9 protein-coding genes, 1 tRNA gene and 1 pseudogene are annotated in these 12,899 nt (G+C 70.8%); 3 read left to right on the forward strand and 8 right to left on the reverse strand.

What is annotated here, in order from left to right; genetic code table 11:
* Positions 1 to 2: 2 nt before the first annotated feature.
* Positions 3 to 1,472, forward strand: a complete 1,470-nt coding sequence (locus OV079_RS37920) for a S41 family peptidase (protein ID WP_267774480.1) — start codon at positions 3 to 5, stop codon at positions 1,470 to 1,472.
* A gap of 25 nt (positions 1,473 to 1,497) precedes the next feature.
* Positions 1,498 to 2,355: a hypothetical protein gene (locus tag OV079_RS37925; protein ID WP_267774481.1), complete on the forward strand. Its 858-nt coding sequence runs from the start codon at positions 1,498 to 1,500 to the stop codon at positions 2,353 to 2,355.
* 697 nt (positions 2,356 to 3,052) lie between these two features.
* Here the strand turns inward: OV079_RS37925 and bfr are convergent.
* The 4 genes and pseudogenes from bfr to OV079_RS37940 all read right to left on the reverse strand — a co-directional run.
* A complete protein-coding gene (bfr, locus tag OV079_RS37930) occupies positions 3,053 to 3,517 on the reverse strand; it encodes a bacterioferritin (RefSeq protein ID WP_267774482.1) in 465 nt (154 codons plus the stop codon).
* Between the two features lie 84 nt (positions 3,518 to 3,601).
* Positions 3,602 to 3,784 carry a (2Fe-2S)-binding protein gene (locus OV079_RS37935; protein WP_267774483.1) on the reverse strand — a complete coding sequence of 61 codons (183 nt, stop codon included), beginning with the start codon at positions 3,782 to 3,784 and terminating at the stop codon, positions 3,602 to 3,604.
* Between the two features lie 1,031 nt (positions 3,785 to 4,815).
* Positions 4,816 to 5,151 (reverse strand): DUF5942 domain-containing protein, encoded by a 336-nt coding sequence (locus OV079_RS59280; RefSeq protein ID WP_420829570.1) that lies wholly within the window; start codon positions 5,149 to 5,151, stop codon positions 4,816 to 4,818.
* A 163-nt stretch (positions 5,152 to 5,314) separates the two neighbouring features.
* Positions 5,315 to 6,859: pseudogene (locus OV079_RS37940) on the reverse strand (S8 family peptidase); the annotation flags it as partial.
* On the opposite strand from OV079_RS37940, the gene OV079_RS37945 reads away from it, so the two are divergent.
* Positions 6,832 to 6,908 (forward strand) — tRNA-Arg (locus OV079_RS37945). The pseudogene OV079_RS37940 and the gene OV079_RS37945 overlap by 28 nt on opposite strands.
* A 512-nt stretch (positions 6,909 to 7,420) precedes the next feature.
* Here the strand turns inward: OV079_RS37945 and OV079_RS37950 are convergent.
* The 4 genes from OV079_RS37950 to OV079_RS37965 all read right to left on the reverse strand — a co-directional run bounded on the left by OV079_RS37950 (position 7,421) and on the right by OV079_RS37965 (position 12,795).
* Positions 7,421 to 9,175, reverse strand: coding sequence for an FG-GAP repeat domain-containing protein (locus OV079_RS37950; RefSeq protein WP_267774486.1), 1,755 nt, complete (start codon positions 9,173 to 9,175; stop codon positions 7,421 to 7,423).
* A 32-nt stretch (positions 9,176 to 9,207) separates the two neighbouring features.
* Positions 9,208 to 10,227 (reverse strand): FHA domain-containing protein, encoded by a 1,020-nt coding sequence (locus OV079_RS37955; protein WP_267778750.1) that lies wholly within the window; start codon positions 10,225 to 10,227, stop codon positions 9,208 to 9,210.
* 226 nt (positions 10,228 to 10,453) lie between these two features.
* The gene (locus OV079_RS37960; protein WP_267774487.1) at positions 10,454 to 11,356 is read right to left on the reverse strand and encodes a divergent polysaccharide deacetylase family protein; all 903 of its coding nucleotides are present in this window, start codon (positions 11,354 to 11,356) and stop codon (positions 10,454 to 10,456) included.
* A 50-nt stretch (positions 11,357 to 11,406) separates the two neighbouring features.
* Positions 11,407 to 12,795 (reverse strand): S41 family peptidase, encoded by a 1,389-nt coding sequence (locus tag OV079_RS37965; RefSeq protein WP_267774488.1) that lies wholly within the window; start codon positions 12,793 to 12,795, stop codon positions 11,407 to 11,409.
* Positions 12,796 to 12,899: the final 104 nt, after the last annotated feature.

A 12,899-nucleotide genomic window follows, 5' to 3' on the forward strand; every position in this document is an offset into this window, starting at 1 on the left:
CGATGCGCTTCCCCAGGTTGGTGAGCGCCGCCGCGGTGGCGCTCGTCTGCGCGTGCGGCGAGCCGGCCACGTCCGGGAAGGCGGGCCAGGAAACGCCTGCCGCCAAAAACGAGAAGGCCGCGGGCCACGACGCGGCGACCGCCACGCCGTCCGGCGAGGAGGCGAGCGAGGCGCCGGGCTCCGCCGCGAGGCCGTCAGGCGACACCTGCCGCAGCTGGGCCGAGCTCGACCCGGCGACGCTGCCGCCGCTGCCCGAAACGCCGTACACGCCGACCTTCGAGCGCGTGTGGCGGACGGTGCTCGAGAAGCACTTCGACCCGACGCTGGCGTGCAAGGACTGGCCGGCGCTGCGGGCCGAGTACGGCGCCAAGCTCACCACGGTGGCCGACGCGCCTGCCGCGTACAAGGTGATGAACGACCTGCTCGAGACGCTCGGGCAGAGTCACTTCAAGGTCGTGCCTCCGTTCGGCGGCGCCGAGCCCGACGACACCCGCGGCGGTCCGGCGCGCGTGCCGATCCACGTGCGCATGATCGGCGAGCAACTCGTGGTCGTCGACCCGAAGGTCGGCGGCGTCGCCAGCGGCGTGCCCGCCGGCGCGGCGCTGGTGAAGATCGGCGACAAGACCGCCGAGGCGCTGATCGATCGCGCCCGCAGCGAGGCGATGCGCCCGGGCGAGGTGGCCTATCACGCGGCGTTCGAGGCGGGGCGGGCGCTGTCGTGCCAACCTGGCCAAAAGCGCAGCCTGACGTATCTCGACCCCCAGTCCAAGGACCGCGAGGTGACGAAGGAGGTCGCCTGCGTCACGCCGCCCGGAGAGCTGGTGTCGCTGGGCAACCTCCGCGATCTGCCGACCACGGTCGAGCACCGCATGCTGGCGAGCGAGGGCGGCGGCAAGAAGATCGGCTACATCGCGTTCAACTACTGGATGCTGCCGATGGTCGAGCGCGTGAAGGCGGCGATGACCGACCTGCGCGGGCAAGGCATGGAGGCGCTGGTGCTCGACCTGCGCGGCAACCCCGGCGGCGTGGGAGCGATGTCGATCCCGGTGGCGCGCCTCCTGCTCCAAGAGTCAGGTAGCCTCGGCAAGCTGCAGTTCCGCGAGTTCACGCAGGAGTTCAACGTGGCCGGCGATCCGCAGGCGTTCGCGGGGCCGGTGATCGTGCTGGTCGACGAGGGCACGGCGAGCACGTCGGAGATCTTCGCCGCCGGGCTGCGCGACCTCGGGCGCGTGCGCGTGGCGGGAGCGCGGGCCTCGGCCGGGGCGGCGCTGCCGTCGCTGCTCGAGCGGCTCGACAACGGCGCGCTGCTGCAATACGTCGTCGGCGACTACCACTCGGCCAAGGGCACGGTGGCCGAGGGCGACGGCGTGAGCCCCGACATCACCGCGGTCGAGACCCGCGCCGACTTCGTGGCCGGCCGCGACCCGGTGCTGGCCGCCGCGGTGGCGGCGTTCGACAGCAAGAGTCCCTGAGAACATGTCCCAAGGAGCTATCCGCATGCGACGGCTGCAAGTCCTGTGTCTGACCGCCCTGATGGCCCTCGGCGGGTGCGACGGCGGCGAGGCGAAGAAGGCCGAGGCGACGAAGGCGACGCCGGCGACCGAGGCCAAGCCGGCGGAGGCGGCGACACCGGCGGCCAACGCCATGCCGGACGCGGCGGAGCTGCTGGCGAAGGTGGTCGAGGCGAGCGGCGGCGCGGCCAAGCTCGACGAGATCAAGAGTTTTTATCAGGAGATGCAGGTCGAGATCCTCGGCGCGGGGATCTCCGGGGCCGGCAAGACCTGGTCGAAGGGCGACGATTTCTATCTCGAGATCACGCTGCCCGGGGTGGGCGTGAGCACGGGCGGCGGCAAGGCCGGGAAGCTGTGGACGCTCGACCCGATCCAGGGGTTGCGCGAGCTGACGGGCAAGGAGGCGGCGATGGCCGAGATGGGCACGTCGCTGAACATCGCCCACGACTGGAAGCGCTTCTTCGACAAGGCGGAGACGACCAAGGTCGAGGAGGTCGCGGGCAAGAAGTTCGCCGAGGTGACGCTCACCGCGAGCAAGTCGGGCAACTCGGTGACGCTGCGCATCGACCTCGGCGACAACCGGGTGGTGACGCAACGGCTCAAGCAGTTCAGCTCGATGGGCGAGATCCCCGTCGAGGTCACGCTGTCTGATTACCGCGAGCAAGACGGGGTGTGGTTCGCGTTCGAGCAGGTCGCAGACATGAAGCTGCAGAAGCTCAAGACGACGACCACCAAGCTCGAGCTGAACGTGCCGGTCGACGAGACGAAGTTCGCAGTGCCAGGCTCCGAGCCGCCGGCGGACGCGAAGGCGCCAGCGGACGCGAAGACCGACGCGAAGAAGTAAGGCTGTCCGCAGGGACAGGTCTGCGACGAGCTCCCTGGCTGTCCGGGCAGACGGATAGGCACGGAGCCGCGAGGGTGTTGCGGTCCGACGCTCGCGGCTGAACACGGAATGCGCGCGGCTGTCCGAGCGGCGGACCGAGGCGGTGAGCCGCGACGGACGCGAGGCGATGAGCCGCGCCGTCTGAGCAGGCGGCTGCTCAGGAGGACGGACGCGGGGCGATGAGCTGCCATCCGGAGCAGGCGCGGCAGGCCGCGAGGACGGGCGCGGGGCGATGAGCTGCCATTCGGAGCAGGCGCGGCTGCTCAGGAGGACGGACGCGGGGCGATGAGCTGCCATCCGGAGCAGGCGAGGCAGGCCGCGAGGACGGGCGCGGGGCGATGAGCTGCCATCCGGAGCAGGCGAGGACGGGCGCGAGGCGATGAGCCGTCGTCCGGAGCAAGCGCGACTGCTCGAGAGGACGGAGGCGAGGGGGTGAGCCGCCGCTGTCGCGAGCAGGCGCGGCGACCCGGGAGTTCGGACGCGATGATCCGCCGCCGTTCCGGCGAGAGCAGGTCGAGCTCTCGGACGGCGGCTTCTATCGGCCCTTTCAAAGAGCTGCCCGATGGGGCAGCGGATACTCGATGTGTGCGGAGGCGGCAGCGGTGCCGTCGCGGCTGTCCCTGAGGACAGCCGCGGTCGCTCTGCGAGCGCGCGGCGCTCAGAGCTGCTGGGCGCAGTACATCGGCTCGCCGAGCGCCTGGATCAGGCCGAGCTGGGTCTCGAGCCAGTCGACGTGCTCCTCCTCGGAGACGAGCATGCGCTCGAGCATCTCGCGGGTCGCGTTGTCGCCGAGGTCGCGGCACAGGGCGATGCAGGTGTTGAAGCGCTGGACGGCGTCGTACTCGAGCTTGAGGTCGAGTTCGAACTGCTCCTTCACCGACTCGCCGACGTTGACCTTGTTGTAGCGCTGGACGTTGGGGATCCCGTCGAGGAAGAGGATCCGCTCGATGAGGTCGTCGGCGTGCTTCATCTCGTCGATCGACTCGTCGCGAACCTTGTGGGCGATCTTGTTGTAGCCCCAGTTCTTACACATCTTGGCGTGGATGAAGTACTGGTTGATCGCCGTGAGCTCGGCTGTCAGCACGTCATTCAGCGCGTTGAGGATCTTGTCGTTGCCCTTCATCGTGGGCGCACGCTAGCACGGGCTCGCGCGAGCCGCCGACAGCAGCGCCGCGGTGAAAAAGACCTTCAACTTCGGCGCGAAGCCTCAGGTCGCTTCGCTGCCGCCGACGCTGCCGCTGTGATGCTCGTGCCGCGCCGGCGCGGCGCTCTCGAGGAGCTGCCGGATCTGCTGGACGCACGCGCCGCAGCCCGTGCCCGCCTGACAGGTCTGCCGGATCTGCTTCAGCGTGCAGGCCCTCGACGAGCCTCCGCGAGGATCGTGCGACACGAAACACCCTTGCACAGACAGACGATCATGATGCCTTACGCGCCCTGGTCCTGAGGATGGCGGTGAAATTCATTGTCAAAACGACTCTCTCAGGGTGCCCACCTCGAGGTCGGTTCGCAAGGAGTTTGAAAGTGATTTTCAGGATTGATTCCGCTCGCGCGGCAGGCGCGCCGGTGCGGGACAGAGTGCGGAGGGTGCGCTTCGAGGAATTGAGGCCCCGCTGCGGGCGCTTGGACATGCGGACGAGTCCGCTCGGCGGGCCGCGCTCCTGGCTCACGCCCGGCGGGGAGCGGGAGATCGGCGCACGAGGCAGGGGCGCGGGCGAGCCCGGGCGGGGCTGCGCCGGCAGCGACCGAGAAGGATGCCGCGCTCTGGCGGAGAGAGGAAGCGGAGCGAGGGAGACCTCGGGCGGTCCGGCGGGGAGGGATTCGCGGAGAGATAGACCCTGAAGGGAGTCTTCGATGAAGGGAGAGGCAGGGCGGCGGGGAAGGGATGGTGGTGAAGAAGGAGAGAGCCGCCGCGGAGCAGGCCGACAAGACGAGACTCGGCGGCTCGACCGGGAGCGACGATTCTTGCGACGAAGGGCGCGAGTCCTCGACGGTTTGGGAAGGCCGGTATCGAGTCGTAGCGAGCGAGACTGCTGCTGCAACGGCAGCTTCGAGTCGTGCGTCACGCGGGGCCGAGTGTCGGGAGGAGAGGCATCGCGTGAGTTCAGGGTCGTCTGCAGCACGCGCTCAAGGACGAGACGAACCTCGTCTGAAGCAGTGAGCGTCACGTCGATGCGAGTGACCGGGTGCATCGCCTGCAGCACGAAGTGCCGCGCGTCACCTCGACCTCAGAAATGCCGGGGGCGTCGTCTGCATCACGGAGCGGCGCACGTCACGAGATGCGAGGGGCGCGCTCGAGAAGCGAAGCCCGGGTGGACGGGGGGCTTGGAAGCGCTCGAGAAGCGAAGCCCGCGCGGACGCGGGCTCGAAGGCGCTCGAGAAGCGAAGCCCGCGCGGGCGCGGGCTTCGTGGGTTATCTGCGGCTCACATCCGCGAGACGCGGCGGGCGAGCGCGAGGGCCACGAGGGCGTGCGCGGCCAGCCACAGGCGGTCGATCGTCGGGCCGCCGGGCAGGCCGTTCAGCAGCGTCGGCAGGACGATCGCGCCGTGGAGGAGCAGGGCGGCGTAACCGAGGTTGAGGCCGACGAGGACGCCGCGGAGCGGGCGGAAGCCGACCAGCAACAGGGTGGCGAGCACGGGCAGCAGCGCCGACAGGAAGATCGGCGAGCCGATCGCGGTGGCGCCGGCGAGGTCGGCCGCGGCGTAGGCGATCGGCGCCAGGCCGAACGCGCCGGCGGCGAGACCTGCCCCGAGGAACATGCTCGCAAAGGCAGCCACGCGCGCGTCGACCCGCGAGGCCGGCGACGCCGAGACCCGCGAGGCCGGCGAGCCCGAGCAGGCCGAGGAGGCCGCCGCGCTCGACCTGGTAGCTCTCGATCGCGGCGTCGACGGCGGCGACGGCGTCGATGATGCCGGCGCCGTACTCCTTGTCCCACTCGATGTTGTTCGGGTGCTTCGCGGTCTTCTTCAAGATCCGCTCGACCTCGGGCGGGTTGTTGACGCCGCGCGAGACGACCAGCGCGGCGACGCCGGCGGCGTGCGGCGAGGCCATCGAGGTGCCCTGCAGCCACATGTAATCGTTCTTCATCGGATCTTGCAGGAGGATGGTGTTCTGCAGGACGCCGTCGGGGTAGCCGTCGCCGTTCTTGTCGACGCGGGTGTCGCCGCCGGGCGCGGAGACGTCGAGGTCCTTGCCCCAATTCGAGTACCAGGTGCGCACGCCCATCGCGTCGACGGCTGCGACGGCGACCGAGCCGTTGTTGGAGGCCGGCCAGCCGACGCGGCCGCGGCTCTCGTTGCCGGCGGCGCACACGACGGTGACGCCCTTGCTGTTGGCGTAGTCGATCGCCTTGGCGAGCACGCTCGACGGCATCGGCCCGCCGAGGCTCATGTTGACGACCTGGGCGCCGTTGTCGGCGGCGTAGCGGATGGCGTTGGCGATCCACGGGATCTGCCCGCGGCCGTCGCCCGACAGCACCTTGAGCGGCATGATCGTGCTCTTGAAGGCGACGCCGGTGACGCCGAGCGCGTTGTGGGTGGTCTGGGCGATGGTGCCGGCGACGTGGGTGCCGTGGAGGTGATCGTCGAGGCCGTCGGGGAGCGAGTTGGGGACGAAGCTGACGCCCTGGGTGAAGGCGGTGCCGGCCAGGTCGGGGGCCTGCTTGGCGACGCCGGGCAGGTCCTTCCAGGCGACGCCGGTGTCGATGACGGCGACGATGACGCCCTCGCCCTTGGTGACGCCCCACGCCTCGGGGGTGTGGATCATCTGCATGTGCCACTGGCGGGCGTACATCGGGTCGTCGGGCTCGAAGCGGGGCCGGCGCTCCTTGGTCGGCTCGATCTCGTCGGCGGACTCGGCGGGCTCGCTGACAGGCCCGGAGGGCCGTGAAGTGGCAACGTCGCCGACGAGCGAGTAGACGAGCTCGGGCTCGACGACCTCGACCAGCGGGTTGCTCGCCAGAGTGGTCTGCAGCGCGGCCAGCTCGTCGGGCTCGCCGACGACGCGGAAGAGGTGCTCGCCCTCGCTGTAGAAGCCGGCCGGCTCCCAGGCGAGGCCGAGGTCGTCGAGCAGCGCGCGCAGCTCGGCCTCGCTGCCGCCCTCGCCGTCCTCGGGTTCGACGAGGTCGAGGAGCAGGGCGCCGGTGCCCTCGGCGAGGTCGAGGTCGGCGACGGAGACGGGCGTGATGTCCGCGGCCCGCACGCCGTCGTCGGTGGAGCGGTGCTCGATGGCCAGCCAGACGCTGGCGGCGGCGAGGCCTGAGGCTGAAAGGAGGGTGCGGTGACGCGAGAGGGCCGAGACGAGACGCATGGGTGCTCCTGGGAGGGGCCTGAGGCCGGCGGTCAGTTCGTCCGTCAGTATAAAAGGGCGGCATGGCCCATGCACGGCGCGCTGCGCGTGCGCTTTTCGCCCGGCGCGAGTTCGGGTATCCTGGGCCGGCTGCGTTCGTAGCTCAGCTGGATAGAGCATCGGGCTTCGAACCCGAGGGCCGCAGGTTCGAATCCTGCCGAGCGCACCACCTGCGGGGCCACCTGGCCTCGCAACCCTCCGGGTCGTCCGAGTGACGGCCGCTTGAAGAAAGATCGGCGCCTCCGCGAGTCCGCGGATCACGCGCCGGTCTTCGAGCGACGCGATGCAGGGAGCGGTCGGCAGCTCACTCGGCTCCGCAGTGCCGACGGGCCGCGGTCGAGCTCGGTCGACGGCCGGGGCGCGCTTGGCGGTCGCATCCTCGCGGCGAAGGGCGTGCCGAGGGACGGGGCGGCGGCAAGGGGCGCGGCGCCTGGCTTGAGGGACAGGTCCGGACCGCGGAGGCGGCGGGAGGCGCCGGCGCGCTCGTGAGGCCTGGCCTGAGGGACAGGCACGACTCCGGCGCGAGGGCCTGTGGGCGTCGGACGACGCGGAGGTCCGGCTCCGTTCGAGCGCGCTGGTCTCGGTCGCTGCGCCTGGCCGAAGGGGCATGCCCTGAAGGACATGGTCTCACGGGCAGCCTGGACTGCCCCGAGGAGACATGTCCTGCAGGACAGGAGCGAGTCAGCGGCGGCGACGCGGCCGCAGGAGGGCGAGCAGGCCGAGGGCGAGCAGGCCGGCGGAATTGGCAGGCTGCTGGCGGCAGCCGCAGCCGCCGTCGTCGTCGACGCCGCTGGTGTCGCCGGTGCTGGCGGTGTCGTCGCTGGAGGTCGCGTCGGCGGTGGTGCCGGGCTCGCCGGTGGTGGTGCCGGGGCCGGGGCCGGTGGTCGGGTCGCCGCCGGTCGTGGGCGCGTCGCTCGTGCTGGTGGTGGGGTCCGGGCCGTCGCTGGTGCTGGTGGTGCCGTCGGTGTCGGTCTCGCCCGGGTCCTCGCCGAACATCACGCAGGTCTCGTTGCCGGCGGCATCGACGGCGCACAGCTGGCCGAACGCCTCGCTCGGGGTGCCGCGCCACAGCGCCTCGCCGTACCACTGCATGGGCACCTCGGTGCCGCCGGCGACCAGCACGACCGACTGGAAGTCGTGCGGCATGACGGGGGTCTTGTTGTCGTGGATCCGCGCGACCACGTCGCCGTCGACCAGGGTGACGAGGGAGATCTTCGGGGCCGCGGTGTCCTCCGCGACGTCGACGCCGAGGAACACGCGGTCGGCGCTCTGCGGCGCCTCGCCCTCGGAGAGGACGACGTCGATCTTCTTGTCGCCGTCGAGGTCGGCGACCGCGATGCCGAGGGTGCCCATCGAGTTGGCGGGCATGAAGGCGTCGGCGATCTCGAGGTGGCCGTCGCCGCTGTTGAGCATCAGGCGATCGTCGCTGCCGAACAGGCCGGCGATCACGAAGTCGGCGTCGCCGTCGCTCTCGTAGTCGAGGAAGGCGACCATGTTGTCGTCGCCGGCCGGGTTGTCGCTGTCGGGCCAGAGGTCGGCGGTGGCGTCGACGAAGCCGCCGGCGCCGTCGTTGACGAAGATGTGCTCGCGCGACTGCGGGCCGTCGTTGATCGTGATGAGGTCGAGGTAGCCGTCGCCGGTCAGGTCGATCGCCTCGAACTCGTAGTTGTTGCCGTACTGGGGCAGCTTGTCCGAGGCGTCGGTGAACACGCCGGTGCCGTCGTTGACGAACATGTACGAGCCCGTGCACGACTTGCACGAGACGAGGACGTCGAGGTCGAGGTCGTTGTCGACGTCGGCGAACTCGAGCTCCCACGACCACGCCACCAGGGCGTCGGGCATGTTGGTGTCGGTGACGTCGGTGAAGACGCCGCCGTCGTTGAGCCACAGGCGCGTGACGCCCGAGCTCTGGTTGGCGGCGCCGGGGCCCCAGTCGGCGAGCACGGCGTCGAGGTCGCCGTCGCCGTCGACGTCGCCGAGCTCGACGTCGCCGAAGCTGCGCGGGACCTGCGGGAGGTTGTCGCTCGTCTCGGTGAAGCCGCCCTGGCCGTCGCCGAGGTAGAGCCGGCTCGGGGTCTCGAAGGTGTTGGCGACGATGATGTCGACGTTGCCGTCGCCGTCGAGGTCGCGCACCTTGATCGCGCGCGTGAAGTCAGGCTCGCCGCCGAACACGTCCTCGCTGACGTCGAGGAACGGCATGCCGGGGCCCTGGTTGAGGAAGGCCCGGTTCAGCTCCGGGTCCTCGGGCGAGGCGTAGCCGGCCCCGTTGGCGAACAGGATGTCGACCCGCCCGTCACCGTCGATGTCGGCGAGCTCGACCTTGTTCGACCACTCCGCGGTGGTCCCGATCGTCATCGCCGTCGCGTCCTCCCACGGGGCGGCCCGCGCGGGCGCGGCGACGAGGACGACGCCGGTGACGGTCAGGAGTTCGAACATGTTCTTCAGGACATGTCCCGAAGAACCACCGCTCACTCGAGCACGATCCCGCGTTCGGCGCATACCGAGACCATCTGCTTCTGTCGGTTCGGATCGGTCAGCTTCTTGAAGGCGGACTTGGCCTTGGCCTGGTCGCCCATCTTGCACGCGGAGGCGCCCATCAGCGCCAGCGCGTTCGAGGTCTTGTCGATCTCGTAGCTCTTCTTGGCCAGGTCGTAGGCCTGGGTGGCGTTGCCGGCGAGGTTGGCCTTGCGCGCGTCCTCGAGGAGTTGCACCGGATCGCCCTTGGGCACCGGCGGCTTCTCGGCCTTGGTCGGCGGCGGCGGCTTGACGACCTTCTCGCCCTTGGGCACCGCGGGCTTGTCGGTCTTGGTCGGCGGCGGCTCCTCGACCGGCGGATCGCTCGGCTCGGCGGAGGTGACTCCGGGGACGGGATCGTTGGGCAGCGGCGGCTGCTCGGGCGGCGGCTGCTGCTCGGGCGCCTTGGCCTCGACCTTCGGATCGGGCGCCGGCGGCTCTTCCACCTTGGCCGGCGGGTCGACCTTCGGACCCTTCGGCGTCTCGGTGCCGGCACCACCACCACCACCGCCGGCGAACTGATAGGCGACGAAGCCTCCGCCGATCAGGAACACCGCGAGCAACGCGAACAACAAGCCGCGACCCTTGCCCTCAGCGGGCTGGTCCGTGTGCCGCTCGTCGTCGCGATCGCGCGACGTGTCGGGCAGCGGCGGCGGCGGAGCGATCATCGCCGTGGCCTCGGTGGCCGGGATCCGCGGCAGATCCATGCTGGGGGCGGCGCGCATCGGGTCGGTCCCCGGCACGCCACCCTGACGCTCGATGTTGAGGGTGGTCTGCTCGGCGTTGTTGGTGATGGCGAGGTGGTAATCGCCGATCTGCACCACGTCGCCCTCGTTGAGGTTGACCGTGCCCTCGATGAGGACTCCGTTCACCCGGACCCCGTTGTAACTGTCGAGGTCCTCGATCACCCACCCGTCCGAACCTGGGGTGAGCCGCGCGTGCTGTCGGGAGACGTTCTGCTCGGTGAGCTGGATGGTGTTCCCGGCTCCCGTCCGATCGTGATCTCCTCTTCGCCGAGCGGCACGATCGTGGTCGCGCCCTCTTCGTCCTCGATGATCAGTCGCAGGGCCATCCGTGTGAGCTTCAGGGTAGGAAGTTCAGCGAATTACTGTCAAGCGAGCCCGCGGCGCCGCGGCTCCGCATCCGCACGTTCGGAGCCAGCCAACCCAGCCGTTGCTGCCGGTTCGGCAATAACAACGTTCACTCCCGCACTTTGTCGAGGCCGCGGCGTGCGAGGATCTCGCGCAGCGAAAAGACGCCGATCCCGTCCCGGTAGAGCCGCGGAAGCTCGGTCCGCAGGGCTTCGACGACCTCCTGCGAGGGATGGGCAATGACGACGGTCGGGGCCTCGCGGGCGAGGGCGGCGGCCTGGTGAAGCTGGGCCAAAATCGCCTCGGGCCGCGGATCGTGGTCCAAAAACACGTCGCGCCCGAGCGCCGGGACCCCCGCGGCGCCCGCGGCCGCGAGGCCCTGGCTGTGCGCGGTCGTCCGTGAGTCGAGGAAGAACAGACCGCGCGCCCGCAGCTCGGGCATCAGCGCGTCCATGGCGGCCCGGTCGGCGGTGAGCCGCGAGCCCATGTGATTGTTGACGCCGACCGCGACGGGGACGCGGTCCAGCGCCGCCCGCAGCGCCGCCCGCAGCTCTTCGGCCGAGGCGCCGACGCGGAGGAATTGCTCCCGCGCCTCGGGACCGGCGGTCATCTTGCCGGCGTCGAGCGGCTCGCTCGGAAGGTGGAGGAGGATCTCCCGCGGCCGGCGACGGTCGCCCCGCAGCCGGAGCTGGGCGCCCGCGGCGAAGACCCCGCCCGGGACGACGCTGAAGGTCAACGGGAAGCGCAGCGCGAGCAGCTGGTCGAAGTAGTGCAGCTCGCGGCCGATGTCGTCGATGACGATCGCAAGGTGACCGCGCGCCTCGTCCCAGGGGATCTGCAAGTCACCGCGCGAGTCCTGCCAGCGACGCGTGCGCGCGACGGTCTCGTCGAGCTGGCGCTGGAAGATCGCCTCGTCCTCCGCGGCCGCGAGCGGGGCGAGCGGCGGGGCGGGCGCGAGCCAGAACAACGCCGCAGCGAGCACCCACCACGCGACCAACAAGCGCGCGCCCACGGCGGCATCGCAGCGGGCCGGAGCAGCGGAGCGCCGGGCGAGTCCAGGCGCTACCTCCGCCGACCGCCGCGCGCGGGCACCCGCACGAGGCCGCGCAGGTGCTGCACCGCGACGCGCAACTGGGCGTCCTCGCCGGCGGCGCGCACGGCCTCGCTGTCGTCGGTCAGCGGGACGGCGGGGTAGCCGAATTCCTCGGGCTTGAGGTGCCGCGGCTGGGCGCGCTCGGGCTCGAGCTCGGGCTGGCTGTCCTTGTAGGGGCGGAAGTCGGCGCCGACGACGACGTCGGGCTGGATGCCGCTGGCCTGGATGAGGCGATCGTTGGGGGTGTAGTAGAGGGCGATCGTCAGCTTGAGCAGGGAGCCGTCGCCGAGTTCGAAGGGGGCCTGGACGGAGCCCTTGCCGTAGGTGCGCTCGCCGACGATGAGGGCGCGCCGGTGATCTTGCAGCGCACCGGCGACGATCTCGGAGGCGGAGGCGGACGACTTGTTGACGAGCACGACCAGCGGGAGCTTGGACCAGGCCTGACCGGGAGTGGCGCGGGCCTCGTCGAGGAGCTCGCCGCGGCGGCCGCGGGTGCGGACGATCGAGCCCTCGTTGACGAAGAGATCGACGATGTGGATGGCCTGGTCGAGCAGGCCGCCGCCGTTGTCGCGCAGGTCGAAGACGACGCCGGCGAGGCCGTCGCGCGACTGGTCGCGCAAGGTGGCGAGCGCGGCCGCCAGCTCGCGCCCGCTGGTCTCGGAGAAGTCGCGCAGGCGCACGTAGCCGAGGCCCTCGCCGAGGGCCTTGCTGGTGACGGCGGGGCTGTCGATGTACTCGCGGGTGACGACGACGTTGCGCACGCTCGGCTTGCCGGGCTTGCCGTCGACCTTGGGCGCGGGCCGCTCGAGGGTGAAGGTGACCTTCGTGCCAGGCGCGCCGCGCATGGCCATGATGGCGCGCCGCAGGTCGAAGAAGTGGCTGATCGGCTTGCCCTCGATCGAGGGGATGAGGTCGCCGACGACGACGCCGGCGCGCTCGGCCGGACCCTTGGCGACGACCTCGCGGACCTCGAGGACGTAGCGCGCCTGCGGCTCGGTCTCCTGGCGCAGGATGACGACCATGCCGACGCCGCCGAAGCTGCCCTCGATGTCCTCGCGCAAGAGCCTCGCCTCGCGCGGCGGGAGGAACTCGCTGTGCGGGTCGAGCTCGGCGACGAGGCCGGCGATGGCGCCGTAGATCAACTTCTCGCTGTCGACCGGGCGGACGTAGTGGTTCTCGAGGATGGTCAGCGCCCGCGCGAACATGTCGAGCTTGCGGTAGCGCGAGTAGTCGGCCGGCGCCGACTGGGCGACCTGCGTGCCGGGCTGGGCGATGGCCGATTGGACATATCCCGAGAGACCTGCCCCGAAGAGCATGCCCATCCCGACGAGCGCGACGGCGCGGAGCTTGGCTGTCATGGTGCGTCCCTACGCGGCGACCTGGCCGTCGTCATCGGCCAAGAGTACCGCCCAGGGCCCTGCGGGCAACAGTGGTGCAGCGACGCGATGCGCGGATCCCGCTG

Source organism: Nannocystis pusilla, from assembly GCF_026626665.1.
In the GTDB taxonomy this organism is placed as follows: Bacteria; Myxococcota_A; Polyangia; order Nannocystales; family Nannocystaceae; genus Nannocystis; species Nannocystis pusilla.

What these genes read in the sequence shown, in the direction of transcription:
- OV079_RS37920 (WP_267774480.1), top strand. Translation starts at nt 3, where the DNA reads ATGCGCTTCCCCAGGTTGGTGAGCGCCGCCGCGGTGGCGCTCGTCTGC.
- OV079_RS37925 (WP_267774481.1), top strand. Translation starts at nt 1,498, where the DNA reads ATGCGACGGCTGCAAGTCCTGTGTCTGACCGCCCTGATGGCCCTCGGC.
- bfr (WP_267774482.1), bottom strand. Translation starts at nt 3,517, where the DNA reads ATGAAGGGCAACGACAAGATCCTCAACGCGCTGAATGACGTGCTGACA.
- OV079_RS59280 (WP_420829570.1), bottom strand. Translation starts at nt 5,151, where the DNA reads ATGTTCCTCGGGGCAGGTCTCGCCGCCGGCGCGTTCGGCCTGGCGCCG.
- OV079_RS37950 (WP_267774486.1), bottom strand. Translation starts at nt 9,175, where the DNA reads ATGTTCGAACTCCTGACCGTCACCGGCGTCGTCCTCGTCGCCGCGCCC.
- OV079_RS37965 (WP_267774488.1), bottom strand. Translation starts at nt 12,795, where the DNA reads ATGACAGCCAAGCTCCGCGCCGTCGCGCTCGTCGGGATGGGCATGCTC.